Source organism: Proteiniborus ethanoligenes, from assembly GCF_900107485.1.
Classification (GTDB): Bacteria; Bacillota; Clostridia; order Tissierellales; family Proteiniboraceae; genus Proteiniborus; species Proteiniborus ethanoligenes.
In genome coordinates this window covers 1-24008 of sequence record NZ_FNQE01000014.1, presented here as the reverse complement: position 1 = coordinate 24008, position 24008 = coordinate 1, and the positions used below count along the sequence as shown (strand labels likewise).

Genomic DNA, 24008 nt, shown 5'->3' with positions numbered 1-24008 from the left:
TCGGTATCGATCTTGTTTTATATCTAGTAATAGCCACAAAATTTCTTTACTCATAGTAATAAAATATTTTGCAAACAAGGAAATCCAATCAAAAGAGAGAATTAATTACAGTAATATTATAAATATATACAAAGGTAAGGGTTATTTTGTACTAGATACCTTAAAAACTCATAATTTAAAAGAAGGAGGACATAAATGCTTAATATAATTGACAGAGCAAAAAATATAGAAAATGAAATAATAAATTGGAGAAGAGAGCTTCATCAAATACCAGAAGTAGGACTAAACTTGCCACAGACTGCAAAATATATCACAGCCCAACTAGATAAAATGGGGATAGAGTACCATACACTAGTAAAGGGTAACGCAATAGTAGGTCTTATAAAGGGCAATGGTAAAGGAAAGACCATAGGCTTAAGAGCGGATATTGACGGGCTTCCAGTTAAAGAAGAAACAGGACTAGATTTTCAGTCTACAAACGGAAACATGCATGCATGTGGACATGATGGGCATGCAGCCATATTACTTGGAGCAGCTAAGATACTAAATGAAAATAGAGATAAATTTAGAGGAAATGTAAAGCTGTTGTTTCAGCCAGGAGAAGAATATCCAGGAGGAGCAAAGCCTATGATAGAAGAAGGGGCTATGGAGAGCCCAAAGGTAGATGCAGTAATGGGACTTCATCTAGGAAATCTAGGGAAAGGCATACCAACAGGGAAAATAGGCGTATGTTATGGAGCAATGATGGCAGCAGTAGATGTAATGCATATTAAAATAAAGGGCAAAGGAGCCCATGGAGCCTATCCTCACCAATCCATAGATCCAATTGTAATAGCCTCAGAGGTAGTATTAGCACTACAAACCATAGTAAGTAGAGAAATTAATCCAGTAGAGCCTGCAGTAGTATCCGTAACAAGGATAGAAGGAGGCTTTAATCATAACATTATTCCTGATATAGTAGAAATTCAAGGAACAATAAGAACCTTAAATGAAAGCACTAGACATAGAATCGCCAAGAGAATAGAGGAAATAGTAAAAGGCATAACCATGGCACATGGAGGAAGCTACGAATATAAATACGAATATTGCTATCCAGCCTTGGTAAATTCAGAGGAATTCACAAAAACCTTTGTAGAATCAGCTAAAAAAATAGTAAGCGAAGAAGATATAGTAGAAATGAAAACACCCGTAATGGGAGCTGAGGATATGTCGTTTTTTCTTAGGGAAGCCCCAGGCACCTTTTTCTATTTAAGCAACCCTAGAGAAATAGATGGGCAATACTACCCACATCACAATCCTAAATTCGACATAGATGAAAGTCAACTGTGGAAGGGAGTAGCACTTGTATTGCAAGGCACAATAGATTGGTTAAATAAAAACTAGGTAATATTGCCTAGTTTTTGTTTTGCCTTTAACAAATCACCAAAAACTTCAAAATAATGTTGACAAATTTGGTCTAATAGAATAAACTAAAACAAATAGGTTTAATGAGTTAGACCGAAGGAGGTAATCTTATGGATGATATAAAAATATTCCATGCAGAGTATAAATTTATGGAAATATTATGGGATAACGAGCCTATAAAAAGTTCGGACCTAGTTAAGTTAGCAAGGGAGAAATTAGGATGGAAAAAATCAACCACATATACGGTTATACGAAGACTAGTAGATAGGAGAATAATTTCAAATGAAGATTCAATTGTCAGGGCAGTAGTGGGGAGAGAATTAGCCCAGAGAGTAGAAACAGAAGAGCTAATAGATAAAGTTTATGGAGGCTCTATTAAATCATTTTTTGCAAGCTTCTTACAAAAAGAAAACCTATCTAAAGAAGATATAGAAGAGCTAAAAAAAATAGTCAATAAATTGGATTAGGGGGTATGTAACATGCTTGAGAGTATTTTTTTTACAATTATTAGCATGAGCATTATAGCTTCAATAATTGCATTATTTATAGGTGTAATCAGAAATGCTCTAGGAAAATATCTTCCGAAAAGCTTTTCATATTATTTATGGTTCATTGTATTATTTAGGCTGATTTTACCTATAAATTTTTCTTCAAGCTTGAGCTTATTTAACTTTATGCCTAATACAACAACTATAATAAGCAGAGTAAGCAGGAATATAGAAACAGAGGCAATGCAAAATAACATAAATAATGTAGTATCAAATAGCACTACTATCTCTCAAGGAAATGCTGCAGCAACTGTTACTCCAAATAGTCAGCTTCAAATAATTTTTCTAGGTGCAAGCATTATATGGGTTCTAGGTATGATATTCTTAATCATAAGGAGCATCATAAGATATTATAATGCATCAAAAGTGCTGGATACAGCAACTATAATCAAAGATATTGATATAAGCCATATAAAGAAAAGTATGAAGCTTAATAGAAATATTAGTATATACTCATTAGATTTGCTTCAAAGCCCATTAGTATATGGATTGCTAAAGCCTAAAGTTATTGTACCAGCTTCCATGGTAGATAATATCCATACTAGTGAATCGATGCAAATACTAGCACATGAAATACATCATATTAGAAGATTTGATAATATACTTAAGCTAATTTGGTCTATTGCAATCTGTATTCATTGGTTTAACCCTATAGTTTGGCTATCTGCTAAGTATTTTAACGAAGACATGGAGCTATCCTGTGACGAGAAGGTAGTAAAGGCTTGGGAAGATGATATTAGAAAAGCTTATGCTAGCTCTTTAATAAATATTGCAGATAAGCAAAGCCATACATTGCAGGGAAACTTTCTTTTCTTTGGTGAAAGCAACATCAAAGCTAGAGTTAAAAATGTTATGAAGTTCAAAAAGCCAAAGCTTCTGATTACACCGATTGCAATTATACTTCTAGGAGCTACAACTATATTCACATTGACTAATAAAAAAGAACAGATAATATATAGAAATGAAAACTTTGGATTTGTACTTACTATGGATAAAAAAATATTTGATAAATTTAAAATCCTTGAGGAAAGCAGTGGAGTATTTTTCATCAACAAAGATGTTTACGGAGCTTATCCTTATGACAAGATAGGAACAGTATTTAGAATTGAAGCATATCAAAAGGAGAGAATTACTAGAGATGATTTAGAGGAGCTAAATTCTATATATAATTTAGAATATATAGGCGAAAATAATAAGTTTTATTTTGGGTGGGCGTATCCAACGGATATAGCATATCCCCATGATAATGAGGAGCTAAAAAAATCCTATGAAAGGACTACTGAAGCAGCCTCTAAGATAAGGGAATCTATAGAGATTATAGAGCCTGGTAATGATAGATATGCATATAATGAAAATCTAAAATCAGCATATGAAGGCTTTGTAGATGGAGTAGAATTTGGGCTAAATTCTCCAGCGGAGGAAGTAGTTAAAAATTGGGGAGAGCCACTAGACATAGGCTATCTATATGGAGGACTTTATTTAGCATATGAGGATGTAGTATTTTATACAGATGGATATATGAAAAACGACAACAGCTATACCTATGGAACCATAGGTAGAATAGATACAAGAGAAAGCTATGGCATTAAAGCAGGAGCCATGACTACAGATATGGTAATGGGTGTTTTAGGTGAGCCTGACGGATGGCAAGTCTATGATGAGGAATGGAAGGACCCAGAAGGGGATATTCATCCTAAGGCATATTATTATGCAGGGGATTATACCATAACCATATCCTATAGAGTAGACAATAGACTTGTTCAATACATTAGTATAGATGATTATAGACCATTGCCAGTTGTAGGCAGGGGAGGTTTTTTAGTTCTTAATGACAATGAAAAAGAAGCATATGAAAGATTTATACAAAATTTTGATGAAAAAGAGCTAAATGGACTAAGTGTCATAAGTATATTAAAGCTTTATCTTCATTGCCATAAGGAAGGCAATTTTGAAGCACAGTGGGAATTATACACCAAAGAAGATACAGAATTTGGCTGGGATAAAAAAGAACACATAGCCATGCGTAAGAAAGAAGAGGAAATAGATTTTAGTAGGTACTTTGAGAATCCCGTAAATATAGAAATAGATTATTTTAGAGACCGTACAAGAGCAACATTATCATGGGAGGATATTAAAATAAAAAATGATCCTTCAAATTCACCAGGAAGCAGAATTAACTTTAGATTAGCAAAGAATAAAGATGGTATATGGAAGGTTGAATTTTCACGAAAAGATTAGCTTTAGAGTCTAGATTATTCTAGGCTCTTTAATTATTCTTAAGCTTTACACAGAACTTATGTTCTATTATAATATAAGTATAAAATAGGCTTTATTAAGGAGTGATTCCTATCTATACTTCTAAATACTTAGGTCAAGCTGAGAAACTCCATATTATTCATGTAGACATGGATGCATTTTATGCATCTGTTGAAGAGCATGATAATCCTAAATTAAAGGGCTTACCTATTATAGTAGGAGGCTTAAGCAATCATGGCATAGTAACTACTGCAAACTACATAGCTAGAAAATACGGAGTTCATTCTGCCATGCCTATTTTTATGGCTAAACAAAAATGTCCAAGGGCGTGTTTTCTGCCTGTTAGAATGGAGAGGTACAAGGAGGTTTCCAGACAGGTTTTCCATATTTTATACGGTATTACTGATTTAGTCGAGCCTTTATCTATAGATGAGGCTTATTTAGATGTTTCAAACATAGAAATAAATCCTATTGAAATAGCCCAAAAAATAAAAGAAGAGGTAATGAAAAAAACTGGCTTAACCATGTCCATAGGTATTTCCTATAATAAGTTCTTAGCAAAGCTAGCCTCAGATTGGAATAAACCTAATGGGTTAAAAATTATTACAGAAGACATGGTGCCTAGTATTTTATTACCACTTCCAGTTAAATCTGTCTACGGAATCGGGAAAAAAACTTCAAAAAGGTTAAATAACATAGGCATATATACAGTCGAAGATTTGATGAGGCTTTCAGAAGAATTTATGGTAGAATTTTTTGGGAAATCAGGCATAGAAATATATAATCGAATCCGTGGTATTGATTCGAGAGAGGTAAATACAACTCGTGAAAGAAAATCTCTAGGGACAGAACGTACCTTTTCAAAATACACAAAGGATAAAGAAATACTTAAAGACTATCTTCATAGATTTGCATTAGAGATAGAAGCATCCCTACAAAGTAAAAATCTTCAAGCCAAGACAATAACATTAAAGATAAAGGATATCCAATTTAGAACTCAAACAAAAAGTAAAACCTTAAACAACTATATTAGTAGCTATAATGATATATTTGAGCTGGCAGTTAATCTTCTAGACGAAATTAGATTAACACAAGATATTAGACTAATAGGTTTAACTGCATCTAATCTTATTACATTAAAATTAGAACAGCTTTCCTTATTTGATTGAAAGGTAGTATTCTATCCCTTGTTTCTTAAGCCTTAGTAAGCTCGTCAATTTTTGCAGCTAAAATAAAGTCATTTTCATGGAGCCCATTTATTTTGTGAGTCCACAATTTTACTAGGACCTTTCCCCATGAAAGGTAAATATCAGGGTGATGGCCTTCCTTTTCTGCTAGTTCACCCACTTGGTTAGTAAAATCTAAGGCTTCTTTAAAGTTTTTAAATTTATAACTTCTTTCTAATCTTTGATAATCAATTACCTTCCATTCCTTATCTAGAGATTTATGAAACTGGATTATTTCATCTTTTGTTAGAGGCTCAGCACCAATGCTACAGGGAATACATTTTTTTGATGAAAGCTCATTCATTAGCCAACCTCCTTTCTCCAATTAAAAGAAGGGATACCCTTCCTTTTATAATTTATATATGCATTATATGTATACCCAAAGATAGATAATCAAATACTATAGACTATATGCAAAAATGTATAACTTATCCACAAAAAGTTAATAATCATACCGTAAAGCTTGAAAGAAAGGGGTATGAATGTGGATAAATCGAAAAACAAAACAGTAAAGACTATGGGGATGAATGTAAATATTAATAGCTTTTTTAGTAAACTAAAAAATAATTTAGGAACAAATGAAATAACTGAAGATGAAAGGCTTCTAACTGAACTAAATAAAGCTCTTGAGGAATGGGAAAATGCAGAACTGTATTTTCAAAGTGTAGTAGAGCCTGGACTAATAGATTACGCAATACATAATATGGAGGCTTCTAGAACAAAATATCTTTATTTACTGAAGAACGCAAGAGAAAAGGGTATAAGAGCAGAAAATTTAAATAATAGCTTGTAATATTTGTCCTCAAAACTCCATATATTAGAAATACAACAGGAATATTATGAAAGATAATATTCCTATTGTTTTTATGAAGAGCTAATATTCCATACATAGAGGTGAGAAAATGGGATTGGGAATAGAAATCAGTGTAATACTTGCTTACGCAGGTGGGCTAATCCTTTTATATTTCTTAGGATGGCTTCTTATAATTCCAATTAAATATTTATTAAAATTAATTATTAATGGAATAACAGGAGGAATCCTTTTGCTGCTAGTAAATCTTTTAGGAGGATTTGTAGGTATATCAGTAGCTATTAATCCTGTAACAGCACTTATAGCAGGATTTTTAGGAGTTCCAGGGGTTATTCTGCTTATCGTATTGCAATATATATTATAGATATTGTAAGAGCTGAATTACATATCTAAAGCATAAAAAAACAATCCGAAATTAGCCTCATTTGAAATTTTCTTAAATTTCTGGTTTAATATATATATACCATAAAAACTAAAGGAGGAATTTTAATGGGAGTACCAAAAATAAAAGCGGAAAACAGAAAAGAATTAGGTGGAATAAATTCAAAAAAGCTTAGGGCTTCAGGATATACACCTGGAGTTATATATAGCCATGGTGAAGACACACAAACCATTAGGCTTGAAACCCTAGAATTAAACAAACTTCTTAACCGGTATGGGGAAACTGGAAGAATTGAAATTGAACTAGAGGGAGAAGCAGTATCTGCATTAATTAAAGAAGTTCAAAGAGATCCAGTAATGGCCACAGTATTACATGCAGACTTCCAAAGACTATCAGCAGATGTACCGGTTAGAATCCGTGTACCAATAGCTATTCAAGGAAGAGAATCAGTAGAAGAGGCAACAAGAGGAGTTGTAGAGCAGCAGCTAATGGAAATAGAGGTACAATGCTTGCCTAAGTATATACCTCAATATGTAGCAGTAGATGTATCTTCTCTTGATTTTGGTCAAAACATAGTTCTTTCTGATCTTGATATTGCAAAAGATGAAAACTATGAAATATTTACTGAGCTAAGTGAAGTAATAGTATCCTTAACTGCTAGTAGTAAGGTTGAAGAGCCTGAAGAAGAAACAGAAGTACCTATTTATGAGAGTGAAAAAAGTATTTTAGAAGAAGAATAAAATATAGCCCAGGATTATCCTGGGCTATAACTATTTAACTACTCTTATCCTAGACTTCTTTGAAGATTTTTCATTGTTAAAATGAATCCTTCCCATACCTACCGGTGCAGAGTTTGTAGGTACTTTAATAGTACTAATAATATCTACGAAAATAAAAATCTGAAATATTAAGACAGGAATTAGCAAAATACTCAATAGGATGACCTTCATATTATCATCTCCATTACAAAAATTTACAAAACAATATAAAATAAGTCTTTGTTTTTACATTATATCATAAAAAATGTGTTTTTATATAGATAATAAGAACTAATAATAAGGAAAAATGTAAAATATTTATTGTAGTTACTATACTAAGTCTTGAAAAGCATAGTAGAAAGGATGTATTATAGTATATAAGTTAAATTGTTTTCAATATAGAGAATCAGAAACTGACACATGACAAAAATCTATGTTAGAAAGGAAATAATTATATGAGAATTTCATCAATAGTAGTTGTAGAAAAAAAAGAAAGACCCTTTTGGCAGATCGTTTTATCTATACTACTAGGAATAATCTTCATAAACTATTTAATAACCTTATGTAACTATTTAGGCGAAAAGTATGCTGGTATTGCAAGTGTAGTAGTACTCATTGCTTCCATTGGGATTTGTACTCTAATAATCATGAAGCTAATGTCACATTTTGTATACTCAATAGAAGAGGATACACTAGTATTTGAAAGAATAATAGGGAAAAAAAGAAACATAGCTTTAACGCTCAAGCTAGACGAGATAACTAGCTTAAAGCCTTATAAAGAAGTGAAAAAAAAGGATAAAGAAATTGCATTGACCTACAAATTTGTATGCTCTAGAGAACATGACGAGTACTACGCAGGAGAATTTGAAAGGGAGTCAAAAAAATATAGGTTTATCTTCAAGCCTACAGAAAAAATGCTAGAGGTTATAAATAAAAGCTTAGAGTAAAAATAAAAGGTGAATTACTCACCTTTTATTTTTTGTATACTTATAATAACCATCTGGTCATATTCATTCAAGTTGTAAGAGAATTTAACCTGGTCATTTTGATTTAATTCTGCTACCGTTTCCTTAACATCATCAGACAGCCTATAAACTAAAGGTTCATTATTTACAATTATCTCACAGGAATTACTATCTGCAAGACCAACAAAAACTCCTTCTTCCTCCATAGCTTCATCAGAATCTTCTACAATAGATGTGTTTGTAAATTCACCAAAGCTTATGCTTCTAGAATCCTTGGGAATTCTAATTAAGGCATTAGGATAGGTTAAGGCTGTAGTAACCATTTCATCAGGCTTAGGAGCATTAACCTGACCATTTATTATAATAGAACCTTCTTCTCCTACTACTGAAGAAATCTCCACAGAGTACCCTCCAGAAGGCTTTTCACCAGCACCTACTAAGATATAAGTGTAATCCTTAAAATTAAAAGAAGATAAATCCTCCTTCTTGTAATTTTCATTAAACCATTCTTCCAGCTGGCTATCTGTTAAAGCATCTGAACCTACCATTTCAAAATCAATATTTCCTATAGTAGCAGATGTGCTTTTCCCTCTTGAACAAGCAGTAAATAATGATATGCTTAGAGCCATTATCATGAAAAACACAATAATTTTTTTATTCTTCATCTCTGTAAATACCTCCTTAATATAATTTGCCATAGGATAAGTCTACTTTCTTATGATTTTAGACGTAAATTATTTATATTAGTTCCATGTGTATAGCTTTGGTAGCCTGTAGCTGTACTAGCTTTAGAGAATCTTAGGTCATATGAATAAAATCAAGAACAATGGCCATGCAATGCGAATAGAATATAATATAAGGGCAATAATTAAGATAAACTAGTTTAAGGAGTTGGTCTAATGAACCCTAACATATGCCAGATATGCAATGGAATAGAAAAAGACGGAATTAACTTGTTGGGAGCACATTTATGTACGAATTGTTTAAATAGAATATCAAAAACAGATATAGATGACATAGAATATGAATATTACAAATCAATAATAAAAAAAACTTGGCTTAATTACATAATTGAATACAGTTAACAAAAAAAGATATAGAGGCAGACTCTATATCTTTTTTACTTAATTAAAATAAAGGAAATTGACTCTAAAAGTAGAAATAATACATCAGGAGGAATGCTATGAACACACCAATTATAAATGGTTTAAAAAAATATATTTTAGAAAACAATACAAGATTTCATATGCCTGGACATAAGGGAAAAGATAGTCTAAGCTTTTTAGGAGGTCTAATACCATATATAGACGTAACAGAAGTAGGAGGGACAGATAATCTTCATAATCCTGAGGGCATAATCTATGAAAGTCAAAAGCTTTCAGCAAAAGCTTTTGGAGCAAAGGAAAGCATTTATTCAGTAAATGGAACTACTGGCGGATTACATGCAGCAATTATGGCCTGCATTAGGCCAGGAGGCAAGGCTTTAATACAAAGAGATTGTCATAGAGCAGTATACAATGCACTAATACTTGGAGGGATAACACCAAAATACATATATCCTAGATATAGTCATGAATATAATATAGTTACAACACTAAATCCAGATGATATAGAAAAGGAGCTTACAGAGGATAGTGAAATAGAAGCTGTAATAATTACTTATCCTTCATACTATGGAATATGCTCAGATATAAAGAAGATAGCCGAGATAGTACACAAGCATAATAAGATTTTAATAGTAGATGAGGCTCATGGAAGCCATTTAAAATTTAGCAAAAGACTCCCTGTATCTGCATTAGAAGCAGGAGCAGACATAGTAGTACAAAGCACACATAAAACCTTACCTGCATTTACCCAAAGCTCCATAGTACATGTAGGCTCAGATAGAGTAGACATTCACAGATTAAGAACCTTTATTTCTATGCTACAAACCACAAGTCCATCCTATATACTTATGTCCTCCATAGATTTTGCAGTAGCCTATATGGAAATGCATGGAGAGTACAAGCTAGGATGCTTACTGGACAATATTGAAAAATGGACATCATATATGAAGGATATTCAAAACCTTACTATACTTAACAAAGACTCAAAGAATAACGAAATCCATGACTTTGACAATACAAAAATACTTCTTAAGGTTCATGGTGTCACCGGAAAGTCTGTAGAAGATATGTTAAGAGAAAAATATAATATACAGCTAGAAATGAGCGATTATTATTATGGAGTTGCACTAACTTCCGTATTAGACGAGGATGAGGACCTAGAAAAACTTGCATATTCTATTGAGTATATATGTAAAAGGTACTCCTATATTGAAGAAGACCAGAATAAAATAGATATAAGGCAGATTAAACCAAAGCTACATACAACCTTAAAAGATGGCTTTTATAGTGATAAAACTGAAATAGAACTAATCAAAAGCAGTGGCAGAATAGCGGCGGACTTTATCATACCTTATCCTCCTGGTATTCCAATACTATGTCCTGGTGAGATTATAACAGAGGAAATTATTCAATATATCCAGGCCTTAAAGAAAAATAATATGCAAATATTAGGCTTTTTAGATTATAATAGAGAGAAGATAAGGGTAGTTAAATAGACCAACGTGTAAGAGCTTAGGGAAAGGATGATAAAGATGAAAGGGATTTTCATAACATTAGAGGGACCTGATGGTTCTGGGAAAAGCACAATAACCAGATTGCTATCAGAATATTTAAAGGAAAAGGGGCAGGATGTAGTCACTACTAGAGAGCCTGGTGGAACAAAAATAAGTGAAGACATAAGAACGATTATACTTGATAGCAAAAACACAAGTATGTCTAATGTAACAGAGGCACTTTTGTATGCTGCTTCACGAGCACAGCATGTTTCACAGAAAATAGCACCAGCTATAGAAGAAGGTAAGATAATTATTTGTGATAGATTTGTTTTATCGAGCCTTGTATACCAAGGCATAGGTAGAGGGCTTGGAGTAGATAAGATTAAAGCCATAAACGATTTTGCTATCCAAGGAGTAGAGCCTGACTTAATATTATTTTTTGATATATCACCAGAGATTGCACTCAAAAGGAAAACTAGAAGAAACCAAGGCGATAGATTAGAACGAGAAAAGCTAGATTTCCATCAGAAAGTATATGAGGGATATCTAAGTTTGATAGAAATCTATGAGGGTAAAATTAAAGTAATAGATGCTACTAAAACAAAGGAGAATACCTTTGAACAGGTTAGAGCTATAGTAGACAATTTGTTAGAAAAAAAGAAGGAGGAATAAAGCATGAAGCTTGTAATAGCCATAATTCAAGATGAGGACACTACCAATTTAATCTCAAAGCTTACAGAAGAAGAATTTAGAGTTACTAAGCTAGCATCTACAGGTGGATTCTTAAAGTCTGGCAATACAACTCTTCTAATAGGAGTAGATGATGAAAGAGTTGAAGATGTGGTTAAAATAATAGAAAAAGTATGTAAGCCAAGGGACATTACAGCTACAGTATCTACAATTCCAGTAGTAGAAGACACATTTATTCCATATCCGTATAATATAAAAATAGGAGGAGCAACAGTATTTATATTAGATGTAGATAGGTATGAAAGAATATAGAATAAGTTATCCTAATACAATGTGAAGGGAGGCAAATCAATGAAACTTGTAATAGCCATAGTTCAAGATGACGATGCTTCAAAACTTGTTGATAAATTAATGAAAACAGGATATAGTGTTACTAAGCTAGCATCTACAGGAGGCTTTTTAAAATCAGGTAATACAACTATATTGACAGGTGTAAAAAAAGAAGAAGTAGATAATGTGATTAAAATAATTGAAGAATTATGCAGCTCTCGAAAGATGATCACTACGCCACCACCTCCTGTTGCATGGTCTTCTGGAGTATACATGGCATACCCAGTGGAGGTCCAGGTTGGAGGTGCAACCATATTTGTAGTAGATATAAATAGATTCGAGAAAGTATAGGTGAGATCTATTATGAAGATAAACGATATAATGAACAAATCAACCCAATCTGTTGATATATTAAGCAACCAGGGAGGGAACAAGAAAGGCACTTCTAGATTAACATTTTCAGAAGAGATGAAGAGGTCAGACGAGCTTACAGCAAAAGAGAGATTAGAAAACCTGCTCCAAAGAATAGACAAGCAGGCCAGTCGCCTATCAAAAAATATTACAATCAAAGAGGTTTTAGCATATAAAAAGCTTATTTCTGAATTTATGAAAGAGTCAGTAGATTCCATGGTCAAATTTAAGAAGGACAGCTTTCTTGACAGCAGAGGCAGACATAGAGTATATGGAATTATAAAAAAAGTAGATCAGGAGCTAGAAGCACTAACTAAAGATGTATTATCTCAAGAAAAGGATAATATTAAAATATTAAAGAGACTAGACGATATAAGAGGTTTAATCCTTGATATATATATGTAGTGGAGGTTTTTATGGATTTTGAAGATATAATAGGTCATGAAAATATTATTGAGGGCTTAAAAAATGCAATAAGAAATGATTTAGTATCTCATAGCTACCTTTTTGAAGGACCTAAATCCATTGGAAAAGAAAGACTTGCTAAGAGTCTAGCTAAAACCCTATTATGCCAAAGGGGTGGGGATAGCCCATGCAATAAATGCTCATCCTGTATTAAGTTTGATTCAGGAAATCATCCTGATTTTCATATAGAATATCCTGATGGGAATTCATTTAAAAAAGAGCAAATAGACGAGCTTCAGAGATCAATCATTAAAATACCGTTAGAATCAGATAGGAAAGTTTATATTTTAGACCATGTAGATAAGATGACACAATCTGCTCAAAATAGCTTTCTTAAAACCTTAGAAGAGCCTCCTAGATATGCTGTACTAATACTACTAGGAATAAACAGCTATAGTCTGCTCCCTACCATAGTTTCCAGATGTCAATTAATAAAATTTAACTCAGTAGATAAGACCATAATAGAAAAGGCATTAATAAGCATTTATGACAAAACAGAAGAACAAGCTAGATTTATAACCTCATTTTCAAATGGAATTGTTGGAAGAGCAATAGAATTATCAAAGTCTGACAGCTTTAAAAGCCTTAGAGATGAAACAATAGAAATTTTAGATACTGTTACTAAGGGAGATAAACTAAAGGTTTATTTTGGAAGTGATTTTTTTGAAAAGAACAAAGAAAATATTGACGAAATCATGGATATTGTTTTAATATGGTACAGAGACTTAATTGTATATAAGGAAACTGAGAATATAGATTTTATAATTAATAGGGATAAAATTGACATAATTATTTCACAATGTAAAAATCTATCAAGAATGAAAATTAATGATATAATAGATACAGTAGTAAAAACAAAAGATGATATTCATGCAAATGTAAATTATCAGCTTGCAATCGAAGTAATGCTTTTAAAAATCCAGGAGGTAGAAATATGGTAACTGTTGTAGGAGTAAGATTTAAGAAAGCAGGGAAAATATACTATTTTGACCCTGATAATATAGATATATTAAAGGATGATTATGTAATAGTAGAGACTGCTAGAGGCATAGAGTTTGGTCAAGCTGTAGTTGGCATAAAAGAAGTAAAGGAGGAGGAAATAGTTCCTCCGCTGAAAAAGGTTCTAAGGGTAGCTACTGCTGAAGATATAAATACTCATCAAGAGAATGTGAATAAGGAAAAAGAAGCATTTGATATATGCTTTAAAAAAATAGAGTGCCATAACCTAAATATGAAGCTAATAGATGTGGAATATACCTTTGATAATAACAAAGTAATTTTTTATTTTACAGCTGATGGAAGAGTTGACTTTAGAGAGCTTGTAAAGGACTTAGCAGCTATATTCAAGACAAGAATAGAACTAAGACAAATTGGGGTAAGAGATGAATCAAAAATGATAGGTGGATTAGGCCCTTGTGGACGTTCACTTTGCTGTTCTACATTTTTAGGTGAATTTGCTCCAGTATCTATTAAAATGGCAAAGGAACAAAGCCTATCATTAAATCCAACAAAAATATCAGGCATATGTGGAAGGCTTATGTGCTGTCTAAAGTACGAGCATGAGGTTTATGAGGAAATATTAGAAAGACTTCCATGTGTAGGCTCAATAGTAAAGACACCACAAGGAAAAGGTGTAGTTATAGAAACAAATACCCTTCTTGAGATGGCTAAGGTGAAGGTTAAGTTACCAGATAATACAGAAGAGCTAATACCTTTTTCAATCAACGATATAAATGAAATAGAAAAGCCGGCTTTACCTAAGGAAGATGACATTAACCTGCAAATAGATGACGTAGAGGACATTAAAGAATTAGAAAAGCTTATGAAAGAAGATTAAATGTTAAATATTTATAAAAGTACTTTTATTTAAAAAAGATAAGTGGTACAATATTAAAGGATATACGAAGTGTCATTTTCTTAAGGAGGTGAACCCTATGGCATATAAAATAACAGATGCATGTATAAGCTGTGGAGCATGTGAACCAGAATGTCCTGTAGGCGTTATAAGCGCAGGAGATGATAAGTACGTAATAAATCAAGATGGTTGCATTGATTGTGGTGCTTGCGCAAATGTTTGCCCAGTTGACGCACCAATACCAGACTAATAAATACTTAAAAAAGAGACCTGAAAGGGTCTTTTTTTGCTACCAAATACTCTGATAGAAGCTTTTGTTGTATCATTAAGTAAAATGATATAATACTAATATAGATTGTTTATCAAATGATAAAATGAGGAGCGGTTTTATGAAAAATGTAGTATTGAAAGAAAATGAAAGAATAGATGATTTGAAATTAAAAGGGCTTAAAATAATTCAAAACACAGATGGCTTTTGCTTTGGAATGGATGCTGTTCTGTTGTCAAGCTTTTGTGAAATAAGAAAAAATGCAACTATAGTGGATTTAGGCACAGGCACTGGAATTATACCACTTCTCATATGGGGAAAAAATCAGGTTAAAAAAATATATGGAATAGAAATACAAGAAGAAGTTGCCCAAATGGCTAAAAGAACTGTAGAAATGAATAACCTTGAGGACAGTATCCAGATAATAAACATGGATTTAAATAATGCTCCCGAAAAGCTAGGCATAAATATCTTTGACACAGTAATTTCAAATCCCCCTTACATGCTTCAAGGAGGAGGTATAATAAATCCAGAAGATAAAAAGGCTATATCTAGACATGAGATAACTTGCACCCTAGAGGATGTCATAAGGACAGGGAGTAGATTACTAAAGCATAATGGAAGCTTTTTTATGGTACATAGACCTCATAGGATAGTGGACATCTTTTGCTTGCTAAGAGAATATAAGCTTGAACCAAAGAAGATTAGATTTGTACATCCAAAAGTAGAGGATAAGCCTAATCTAGTACTCATCAAGAGCGTAAAAGCATCTAAACCAGAGCTGAAATTTGAAAAACCACTTTATGTATATAATGATGACGGTACATATACAGAAGAAATATATAAAATATACGGAATGGAAAAGAGGTGAGACATCCTTGAGAGATATAGGTAAACTATATATTTGCCCCACACCTATAGGCAATTTAGAAGACATAACCTTAAGAGTATTAAACACATTGAAGGAAGTAGACCTTATAGCAGCAGAAGATACTAGGCATACTATAAAGCTCCTAAATCACTTCCAGATTAAAAAGCCTCTTACTAGCTACCATGAGCATAATAAAAGAGAAAAAGGAGAAGTAATAATACAAAAAATATTAAATGGAGAAAGCATTGCATTAGTATCAGATGCAGGAATGCCAGGCATATCAGACCCTGGAGAGGATTTGATAAAACTAGCCATCGAAAACAATATAGAAGTTACAGCACTTCCTGGAGCTACAGCTTCAATTTTAGCATTAGTATTATCAGGCTTACCTACTGGGAAATTTGTATTTGAAGGATTTTTGCCATCTAAGGGTAAAGAAAGAAGAGAAGCATTATTAAATATAAAGTTAGAAAGAAGAACTATAATATTATATGAATCCCCATATAGAATAAAAGCATTGTTAGACCTTATGCTTGAGGTCCTTGGAGATAGGAATATAGCCTTATGTAGAGAGCTAACTAAAAAGTATGAAGAGGTTTTTAGAGGAAGTGTAAAAGAGGCAATAGACAAATATAATGAGGAAGAGCCAAAGGGCGAATTTGTAGTAATAATTCAAGGCAACTCTAAGGAAGAAGATATAGAGGAAAAAGAGTGGGAAATATCCATAAAGGCTCATTTGAACATGTATATTAATGAAGGCATGTCAAAAAAAGATGCAGTAAAAAAAGTAGCTGAAGAGAGAGGAATAGCTAAAAATGAAGTGTATAAGGAAAGCATAGAAATATGAATTAAAATGCGAAAAAGAGATTCTTACATAAAGAATCTCTTTAATCAATTTTATACTATAGGGAAATTATTTGCTTAATTCGTTTTGGCATTGAGGGCAAATATTTTTGCCTTTAAAAACAGTTATGTTCTTAGCTTGTCCACAGAAAATACAAGCAGGAGCATATTTCTTAAGTATAATTTGCTCTCCATCTACATAAATTTCAAGAGCATCTTTTTCAGCTATGTCAAGTGTTCTTCTTAATTCTATTGGTATAACAACTCTACCTAGCTCGTCTACCTTTCTTACAATTCCTGTTGATTTCATTTTACATCCTCCTATTCTACATGTCAAAATTCGACTTGAATTTACAAATTAAATTGTACCATATATTCCATTTAAAGTCAACATATTAAATCTGGAATAATTTTTTTGTATTTGCACTTGTTACCCTTGCTACTTCATCAAATGAAATACCTCTAAGCTCTGCTATCATAGCTGCCACATATCTTACGTTAAGAGGTTCATTTCTTCTACCCCTTCTAGGTTCTGGAGACAAATATGGAGAATCAGTTTCTATCAATATCCTATCTAAAGGTATACTTTTAGCAACCTCCTTTGATATCCTAGCATTATTAAAGGTTATAGGACCTGCAAAGGATATATAATATCCCATCTTTAAGTATTCTCTTGCCATTTCAAGGCTTCCAGAATAGCAGTGCAGTACTCCTGTTAAGTTTTCATCAGTTTCCTGCTTTAAAATATTATACATATCCTGACTTGCTTCTCTTTCATGTATGATTATTGGGAGCTTGAGCTTTTTAGCAAGTCGTATTTGCTCTACAAACCATTCTTTTTGTACATCTCGAGGTGAATTATCATAATGATAATCTAAGCCTATTTCTCCTATTGCAATAACCTTTTCATTATTAGCAAGGGAGCTTAGCAGCTGTATGGTCGTATTATCCATAGTTTTAGCATCATGGGGATGTACACCAACAGCTGCATATATATTTTCATATTCTTTCGCCATAGATACTGCCTTTACAGATGACGCAACATCGGCACCGGGATTTATTACAATTTGCACTCCATGATTTTTTAAATCTTTAATTATTTTATCCCTGTCCTTATCAAACCTTTTATCATCTAAATGTGCATGGCTATCAATAAGCATTATATTTCCTCCTTATTTTACCTTTGCTCCACTACCTATATCATCCATTACGGTAGCTAGAGTAAGGCTTTTACCCTTATCTGCAGCAAGTATCATTCCGTGAGATTCTACACCTCTTAGCTTGATAGGCTTAAGATTATAGACAAGGATTACATTTTTCCCAATTAATTCTTCAGGCTTATAATACTTAGCAATACCAGAGACAACCTGTCTTTTTTCATCTCCTACCTCTAGCTGAAGAACTAAAAGCTTATCTGCATCAGGATGCTTTTCAGCTGACACTACCTTAGCTACTCTCAAATCTACTTTATCTACATCTTCTATAGTAATAAAATCTTGGAGCTCTTCATTTTCCTTAGAATTACCCTGAGGCTCTTCTGTTTTTCCATATCTTTTTTGGATAAATGCTTCGTTAGCTTCATTTATTTTTTGGAGCTCTACCTTAACATCAAGTCTTGGGAATAGTGGATTTTCTTTTTTAACCTTGACACCTGTAGGTAATTTTCCCCATTCCCATAGGTCACTCCAATCTGTTCCTTGACCAAGCTCTATTCCCAACTGACTCCATATACCATTAGAGGTTTTTTCCATAAAAGGTCTAATGAGTACAGATACTATTCTTAGAGATTCAGCTAAATTATATAATACAGTATCTAATCTACCTTTTTTGTCTTCCTCCTTTGCCAATATCCAAGGAGTAGTTTCATCTACATATTTATTAGCTCTACCTACAAGCTTCCATATTTCCTCAAGTGCATTTCCAAAGCTTAAATTGTCCATATGGTTTTCTACCTTCTTGGCTGTAGAAACTCCTAATTCTATTAGGCTATTATCAATATCCTCCCTCACATTACCTTCAGGTATGATTCCACCATTATATTTATCTATCATAGCCACTGTTCTGCTTACTAAGTTCCCTAAATCATTTGCAAGGTCAGAGTTTACTCTAATCAAGAATTTTTCTTTAGAAAAAGAACCATCCTGGCCAAAGGAAAATTCTCTTAACAAGAAATATTTTAAAGCATCTACTCCATATAGCTCTATTAAAGGCTCAGGATAGATTACATTACCCTTTGATTTTGACATTTTGTCATTTTCAAACAATATCCATCCATGCCCAAAAACTGTTTTAGGTAAATCTATATCTAAGGCCATTAAAATAGCAGGCCAGATAATAGCATGGAATCGCACTATTTCCTTACCTACTAAATGAACATTTGCAGGCCAGTACTTTTTAAACTCCTCATCATTATCTGTAAGATAACCTAATGCTGTGATATAGTTGCTCAAAGCATCAATCCAAACATAAATAACATGCTTATCATCGAAGGGAACCTTAACTCCCCAATCAAAGGTAGATCTTGAAACACATAAGTCTTCTAGTCCTGGCTTCAAGAAATTATTCAGCATTTCATTTCTTCTCGCATCAGGGAGTAGGAAGCTTGGATTTTCTTCATATAGCTTTAAAAGTCTATCCTGATATTTAGAAAGCTTAAAGAAATAAGCCTCTTCCTTTGCCAGCTTTACTTCTCTATTGCAGTCTGGGCATTTTCCTTCTACTAGCTGACTTTCAGTCCAAAAGGACTCGCAAGGAGTACAGTAATGACCCTCGTATTGGCTTTTGTAAATATCCCCCTGCTCATAAAGCTTGCTAAATATTTTTTGCACTATTTCCTTGTGATCCTCATCAGTAGTTCTTATAAGCCTATCATAAGAAATATCTAGAGTTTTCCATAGCTCCTTTATATTAGAAACAATCCCGTCTAAATATTCCTTAGGTTCAACTCCTTTTTCCTTTGCCACATTTTGAATTTTTTGACCATGCTCATCAGTTCCTGTTAGAAACTTTACATCATATCCAAGCAATCTCTTAAATCTTGCTATTGTATCTGCAGCTACAGTACAATATGTATGGCCTATATGAAGATTGTCGCTCGGATAATAAATAGGCGTTGTCACATAAAATTTTTTACCCATATTTAAAACCTCCTGTTATTAGTTGTTAGTTGAACAGTAGTTGAACAGTAGTTGAACAGTAGTTGAACAGTAGTTGAACAGTAGTTGAACAGTAGTTGAACAGTAGTTGAACAATTGTTAAACAGTAGTTAAACCATCGTTAAACTATCGTTAAACTATCGTTAAACAATTGTTTAACTATCGTTAAACTATCGTTAAACCATCGTTCCCCTATCGTTATTGCTTAATTAAATAAAAAAAGCCCTCATCTCCAGATAGAGACGAAGGCTGCTTCCTCGTGTTACCACTCTAATTTATCTAAGCCTCACGACTTAGACCTTAGTAGGTTCTTTTAAACCATTGTAAATATAACGGATACAAATCCGACATAGCCTAACTTATTCAGCTCAGCTATATAGCTTCGAGACCATATTCAGCTTAACATCTAACGCTAGCTTTCACCTAATCTAGCTCTCTATAGATAGACATACAAGCCTACTCTTCTCAGCATCGCTTTTTAATATATTTAACTATATTAATAAAAACTATACATAAATAGTTTAAAAATGTCAAGGGTTTATATTTCATTTCCATTTTATTTTCCATTATCCTCTAAACACAAAGCTACACACAACCACAGAAGCAATAATAGAAGCTAAATGGGATATGAGAGCAGCAGATAGGGTATGTCTAGAATCTTTAATCCCAATAGCTCCAAAATATACAGCCATAGTATAAAATATAGTCTCTGCAGATCCCATCATAGTAGAAGCTACCCTTCCAACAAAAGAATCAGGTCCATACCCAGAGATTATTTCCTTAACTATGACCAAAGAGCCACTTCCAGAAATAGGACGCATAAGAGCTAGAGGAACTACTTCCTTTGGTATTCCAAAAATCTTGGCAATAGGCTCCATAAGACTAACTAGGATATCCATTGCACCAGATCTTTTAAACACACCAATGGCCAGAAAAATTGCAATTAGATAAGGCAATATTCTTAAAGATGCCTTAAAACCGTCTTTAGCACCTTGAACAAAAGCATCATAAATATTTATTTCCTTTATGTAGCCATGTATTAATATTATACTCATGATGGCTGGAATAATTGCAATAGATAATAGATTTAATGCTTCAACCATGCAAAATCATTCCCTTTTCTCTAATATTTTAACACTTAAAATACCTACAACAGTTGATATTGTAGTTGCAATTAAAGAAGTACCTATGATCTCTGTCACATTCATTGAACCTGTATCTGCCCGAATTTTCAATACTGTAAGAGGAACAATTTGTATTGAAGACATATTGATTACTAAAAACATACACATTGCATTAGTTGCCTTAGCTTTATTTTTATTTAAGCTATTCATTTCCTCCATAGCCTTTAATCCTATTGCAGTTGCAGAATTACCTGCTCCAAACATGTTAGTGACCATATTCATGACTATAGAGCTCATGGCTGGATGCCCTTTAGGTATACCGGGAAATAATACCCCTGTAATAGGAGCTAGGAGCTTACTAAAACTCTTAATCAATCCAGACCTTTCTGCCACATTCATAAGACCAAGCCATAGAGACATAACACCCATAAGGCCTATGACAAACTTAACAGCCTCAGAGGTATCTTCTACAATAGCTGTGTTTATAGCCTGGAGATTACCAGTGAAAGCTCCAATTACTATTCCTGTGAATATTAAAAAAAACCAAATATAGCTTAGCATATTAATTACCTCTAATCGCTTAAAATTATATAGTTAAGAGTCCTTTATAGCTCGGTATATTTAGAGTATATGCCTATAGATAGTTCTGGATTACAACTTTAGTATACAAAAAGTAACGGTTAACAACATAGTTCATATAATGATACTAAGCAATTTATTTTAGAATAAAGGAGTTGAACTGAGTTGATTAGAAGGCCAAGAGGTCGATATATGCCTCCTTCAAAACCAGAAGAGTGTCCAAAACCAACATATCCAGAAAAACCAAAATGCCCCACATATCCAATGTATCCTCCAATGGGCACTTGCCCTATAATGAATAATCCAATGATGATGAGATGCATGATGATGTGTATGTCAAATTGGGGATACGACATGGCTGGAGAAGAAGGGGACTGCATGTATCCTATGTATCCTATGTACCCAATTTATCCAATGATGCCTATGGACTCAATGTACCCCATTATGCCAATGATGGATGAGGAAATGTACATGAGTGAATAGAGAATACATCTAAAACAGAACATATAAACTAAGACTAAGAACATTCTTAGTCTTAGTTTTTCTTAGTGCGCCCAGCATGGGCATAAACTAGTCGGTGCAAGTCCGATACGGGGGTTGATAGTGCCAACCGTTAGCTCAAGACAAGGGTGTCCATCGTGAGGTGGAATCTGAAGGAAGTCGGCGGCAAAGCTCTGGTCTGAGGTACACGAACTACATTTGAGGCTTAACCCTGTGGATGAGGCTGCTAAACAAGTCAAAGTCCAAAACTATCCGAAACAGGGAAAGTAGATGTAGCAGATATATGGAGTGAAAGTTTACGTTCTTACCTGGGGAGGTCTGGTAGATACACCATTAAAAGATGAAATATCTAAATGGTAACCCATGCAGTGATGTGTGGCTGAACTATCAGAAGTCAGCAGAAGCCATAGTACAAGGTTAGTCATGAATAACCTTGGAAGGGCTGAACATTAAGGAGGTGAGTAGGATTGGCAATCTCAACAAACATGAAAAGAATACAGAAAACCAAGGACTTGGACTGGCTTGTGGAAGTAGGGTTGGAAACTCGAGGTAAACAAGGAGTGTACAGTGATTTGTCGGCGATGTCAAATCTGAAAACCAAGTCGGAATTTAATACTGAACATCTACTCGAAAGAATAGTGGATAAGAGAAATATCTTTGAAGCGTACAAGAAAGTAGTATCTAACAAAGGAAGCCATGGAATTGATGGAATGAAGGTAGATGAACTTCTACCTTTCCTACAAGAACATTACGAAACTTTGAAGACAAGTCTGCTAAGTGGAAAATATAAACCACAGCCAGTAAGACGAAAAGAAATACCCAAACCAAATGGCGGGGTAAGACTCCTAGGAATACCAACCGTAATAGATAGATTGATTCAACAAGCAATAAACCAAGTAATCAATCCCATATTCGATAAGGAGTTTTCAGATAGTAGCTATGGTTTTAGACCCAAAAGAAGTACACATATGGCTCTAAAACAAGCACAGAAATATATCGATGAAGGATACAGATACGTAATAGATATGGATTTAGAGAAATTCTTTGATAATATAAATCATGACCTTTTAATGCATCTAGTGTCAAGAAAGATAGAAGACAAAAGAGTGCTTAAATTAATACGAAAGTATTTAAAATCAGGGATAATGTTAAAAGGTATGCAGGTTAAATCAGAAGAAGGAGCACCTCAAGGTGGCCCACTAAGTCCACTATTAAGTAATATATTACTAGATGAATTAGACAAAGAACTAGAAAGAAGGGGACATAGATTCTGCCGTTATGCTGATGATTGTAATGTTTATGTTAAAAGCAAAAGGGCAGGAGAAAGAGCCCTCGAAAATATCACAAAATTCCTAGAGAAAGAGCTAAAACTGAAAGTAAATACTGAAAAGTCGGCAGTATCTTCACCAACAAAAAGAAAATTCTTAGGATATAGTTTCTACTATGGAAAAGGTGGAATAAAATTTAGAGTCCATGACAAAAGTTATGACAGACTTAAGGAAAAGATTAGAAATATAACTAACAGAAATGTAAGCATGAATTTCAATCATAGAATTAAGAAACTAAATGAAATAGTCGTAGGTTGGGTAAATTATTTTAAATTAGCAGATATGAAGACCAAACTAAAGGAGCTGGACCAATGGATTCGGAGGCGACTTAGAGCCGTGGTCTGGAAGACATGGAAATTAGTCAGAACTAGATTTAAAAACCTAATGAAACTAGGAGTTCCTAAAGGTAAGGCATGGGAATATGCCAACACTAGGAAAAGCTACTGGAGAATATCCAAAAGTCCAATACTAAATAAAACCATAACTAATCAGAAACTGATTAATCATGGTTTTAAAAGTTTAACTTCACAGTATGAGAAATTCAGACTGTCTTAATGAACCGCCAAGTACCGAACGGTATGCTTGGTGGTGTGAGAGGACGGTAATTAAAATAATTAATTACCTCCTACTCGATTG

General features: G+C 33.4%; 29 protein-coding genes and 1 other annotated feature. Of the genes, 21 read left to right on the top strand and 8 right to left on the bottom strand.

The window, feature by feature from the left end:
* Positions 1-195: 195 nt before the first annotated feature.
* From BLV37_RS07080 to BLV37_RS07065, 4 genes are all read left to right on the top strand, one after another.
* Positions 196-1383 (top strand): M20 metallopeptidase family protein, encoded by a 1188-nt coding sequence (locus BLV37_RS07080; RefSeq protein ID WP_091729272.1) that lies wholly within the window; start codon positions 196-198, stop codon positions 1381-1383.
* Positions 1384-1514: 131 nt separating this feature from the next.
* The gene (locus BLV37_RS07075; protein WP_091729269.1) at positions 1515-1871 is read left to right on the top strand and encodes a BlaI/MecI/CopY family transcriptional regulator; all 357 of its coding nucleotides are present in this window, start codon (positions 1515-1517) and stop codon (positions 1869-1871) included.
* A 12-nt stretch (positions 1872-1883) separates the two neighbouring features.
* Entirely contained in the window at positions 1884-4190 is a 2307-nt protein-coding gene (locus tag BLV37_RS07070) for a M56 family metallopeptidase (protein WP_091729267.1), read from the top strand.
* Between the two features lie 101 nt (positions 4191-4291).
* Complete coding sequence (locus BLV37_RS07065; RefSeq protein WP_280140121.1) at positions 4292-5377, top strand: DNA polymerase IV; 1086 nt, start codon at positions 4292-4294, stop codon at positions 5375-5377.
* Positions 5378-5402: 25 nt separating this feature from the next.
* Here the strand turns inward: BLV37_RS07065 and BLV37_RS07060 are convergent, their stop codons facing one another.
* Positions 5403-5738 (bottom strand): 4a-hydroxytetrahydrobiopterin dehydratase, encoded by a 336-nt coding sequence (locus BLV37_RS07060; RefSeq protein WP_091729264.1) that lies wholly within the window; start codon positions 5736-5738, stop codon positions 5403-5405.
* A 180-nt stretch (positions 5739-5918) separates the two neighbouring features.
* Between BLV37_RS07060 and BLV37_RS07055 the strand changes: the two genes are divergently transcribed.
* The 3 genes from BLV37_RS07055 (at position 5919) to BLV37_RS07045 (ending at position 7367) form a co-directional block, all read left to right on the top strand.
* Positions 5919-6227 (top strand): YaaL family protein, encoded by a 309-nt coding sequence (locus BLV37_RS07055; protein WP_208975223.1) that lies wholly within the window; start codon positions 5919-5921, stop codon positions 6225-6227.
* 109 nt (positions 6228-6336) lie between these two features.
* Positions 6337-6609, top strand: a complete 273-nt coding sequence (locus tag BLV37_RS07050; protein WP_091729262.1) for a pro-sigmaK processing inhibitor BofA family protein — start codon at positions 6337-6339, stop codon at positions 6607-6609.
* Positions 6610-6734: 125 nt separating this feature from the next.
* On the top strand, positions 6735-7367 hold the full coding sequence (locus BLV37_RS07045; RefSeq protein WP_091729259.1) for a 50S ribosomal protein L25: 633 nt from the start codon (positions 6735-6737) through the stop codon (positions 7365-7367).
* Positions 7368-7397: 30 nt separating this feature from the next.
* Here BLV37_RS07045 and BLV37_RS07040 read toward each other — a convergent pair whose 3' ends face one another.
* A complete protein-coding gene (locus tag BLV37_RS07040) occupies positions 7398-7577 on the bottom strand; it encodes a hypothetical protein (RefSeq protein ID WP_091729256.1) in 180 nt (59 codons plus the stop codon).
* Between the two features lie 263 nt (positions 7578-7840).
* Here BLV37_RS07040 and BLV37_RS07035 point away from each other — a divergent pair, with 263 nt between their 5' ends.
* A complete protein-coding gene (locus tag BLV37_RS07035) occupies positions 7841-8332 on the top strand; it encodes a hypothetical protein (protein WP_091729253.1) in 492 nt (163 codons plus the stop codon).
* 14 nt (positions 8333-8346) lie between these two features.
* Here BLV37_RS07035 and BLV37_RS07030 read toward each other — a convergent pair whose 3' ends face one another.
* The gene (locus BLV37_RS07030; protein ID WP_176967906.1) at positions 8347-9015 is read right to left on the bottom strand and encodes a protease complex subunit PrcB family protein; all 669 of its coding nucleotides are present in this window, start codon (positions 9013-9015) and stop codon (positions 8347-8349) included.
* Between the two features lie 234 nt (positions 9016-9249).
* On the opposite strand from BLV37_RS07030, the gene BLV37_RS07025 reads away from it, so the two are divergent.
* From BLV37_RS07025 to rsmI, 11 genes are all read left to right on the top strand, one after another.
* The gene (locus tag BLV37_RS07025; protein WP_091729249.1) at positions 9250-9435 is read left to right on the top strand and encodes a sigma factor G inhibitor Gin; all 186 of its coding nucleotides are present in this window, start codon (positions 9250-9252) and stop codon (positions 9433-9435) included.
* A 98-nt stretch (positions 9436-9533) separates the two neighbouring features.
* Entirely contained in the window at positions 9534-10952 is a 1419-nt protein-coding gene (locus BLV37_RS07020) for an aminotransferase class I/II-fold pyridoxal phosphate-dependent enzyme (RefSeq protein WP_091729247.1), read from the top strand.
* Between the two features lie 36 nt (positions 10953-10988).
* Entirely contained in the window at positions 10989-11624 is a 636-nt protein-coding gene (gene tmk / locus BLV37_RS07015) for a dTMP kinase (RefSeq protein WP_091729245.1), read from the top strand.
* A 3-nt stretch (positions 11625-11627) separates the two neighbouring features.
* Positions 11628-11954 carry a cyclic-di-AMP receptor gene (locus BLV37_RS07010; protein ID WP_091729243.1) on the top strand — a complete coding sequence of 109 codons (327 nt, stop codon included), beginning with the start codon at positions 11628-11630 and terminating at the stop codon, positions 11952-11954.
* Positions 11955-11993: 39 nt separating this feature from the next.
* Positions 11994-12323, top strand: a complete 330-nt coding sequence (locus BLV37_RS07005) for a cyclic-di-AMP receptor (RefSeq protein ID WP_091729240.1) — start codon at positions 11994-11996, stop codon at positions 12321-12323.
* 12 nt (positions 12324-12335) lie between these two features.
* Entirely contained in the window at positions 12336-12788 is a 453-nt protein-coding gene (locus tag BLV37_RS07000) for a YaaR family protein (RefSeq protein ID WP_208975222.1), read from the top strand.
* Positions 12789-12799: 11 nt separating this feature from the next.
* Positions 12800-13789, top strand: a complete 990-nt coding sequence (gene holB, locus BLV37_RS06995; RefSeq protein WP_091729237.1) for a DNA polymerase III subunit delta' — start codon at positions 12800-12802, stop codon at positions 13787-13789.
* Positions 13783-14685: a PSP1 domain-containing protein gene (locus tag BLV37_RS06990; protein ID WP_091729234.1), complete on the top strand. Its 903-nt coding sequence runs from the start codon at positions 13783-13785 to the stop codon at positions 14683-14685. The genes holB and BLV37_RS06990 overlap by 7 nt, the downstream gene beginning before the upstream one ends.
* Before the next feature lie 97 nt (positions 14686-14782).
* Complete coding sequence (locus BLV37_RS06985) at positions 14783-14953, top strand: DUF362 domain-containing protein (RefSeq protein ID WP_091729232.1); 171 nt, start codon at positions 14783-14785, stop codon at positions 14951-14953.
* A gap of 139 nt (positions 14954-15092) precedes the next feature.
* Complete coding sequence (locus BLV37_RS06980; protein ID WP_091729213.1) at positions 15093-15842, top strand: tRNA1(Val) (adenine(37)-N6)-methyltransferase; 750 nt, start codon at positions 15093-15095, stop codon at positions 15840-15842.
* A 16-nt stretch (positions 15843-15858) separates the two neighbouring features.
* Entirely contained in the window at positions 15859-16689 is an 831-nt protein-coding gene (gene rsmI / locus BLV37_RS06975) for a 16S rRNA (cytidine(1402)-2'-O)-methyltransferase (RefSeq protein ID WP_483145409.1), read from the top strand.
* Between the two features lie 66 nt (positions 16690-16755).
* Here the strand turns inward: rsmI and BLV37_RS06970 are convergent, their stop codons facing one another.
* The 5 genes from BLV37_RS06970 to BLV37_RS06950 form a co-directional block, all read right to left on the bottom strand.
* Positions 16756-16995, bottom strand: a complete 240-nt coding sequence (locus BLV37_RS06970; RefSeq protein ID WP_091729209.1) for an AbrB/MazE/SpoVT family DNA-binding domain-containing protein — start codon at positions 16993-16995, stop codon at positions 16756-16758.
* An 85-nt stretch (positions 16996-17080) separates the two neighbouring features.
* Complete coding sequence (locus BLV37_RS06965; RefSeq protein WP_091729207.1) at positions 17081-17845, bottom strand: TatD family hydrolase; 765 nt, start codon at positions 17843-17845, stop codon at positions 17081-17083.
* Between the two features lie 12 nt (positions 17846-17857).
* Entirely contained in the window at positions 17858-19822 is a 1965-nt protein-coding gene (gene metG / locus BLV37_RS06960; RefSeq protein ID WP_091729204.1) for a methionine--tRNA ligase, read from the bottom strand.
* Positions 19823-20075: 253 nt separating this feature from the next.
* Positions 20076-20321 (bottom strand) — a binding site (T-box leader).
* 85 nt (positions 20322-20406) lie between these two features.
* Entirely contained in the window at positions 20407-20943 is a 537-nt protein-coding gene (locus BLV37_RS06955) for a spore maturation protein (RefSeq protein WP_091729202.1), read from the bottom strand.
* A 6-nt stretch (positions 20944-20949) separates the two neighbouring features.
* Positions 20950-21525 (bottom strand): nucleoside recognition domain-containing protein, encoded by a 576-nt coding sequence (locus BLV37_RS06950; RefSeq protein ID WP_091729199.1) that lies wholly within the window; start codon positions 21523-21525, stop codon positions 20950-20952.
* A 183-nt stretch (positions 21526-21708) separates the two neighbouring features.
* On the opposite strand from BLV37_RS06950, the gene BLV37_RS06945 reads away from it, so the two are divergent.
* Complete coding sequence (locus BLV37_RS06945) at positions 21709-22026, top strand: hypothetical protein (RefSeq protein WP_143031490.1); 318 nt, start codon at positions 21709-21711, stop codon at positions 22024-22026.
* Positions 22027-22511: 485 nt separating this feature from the next.
* Positions 22512-23927: a group II intron reverse transcriptase/maturase gene (gene ltrA / locus BLV37_RS06940; RefSeq protein ID WP_244270456.1), complete on the top strand. Its 1416-nt coding sequence runs from the start codon at positions 22512-22514 to the stop codon at positions 23925-23927.
* Positions 23928-24008 lie beyond the last annotated feature (81 nt).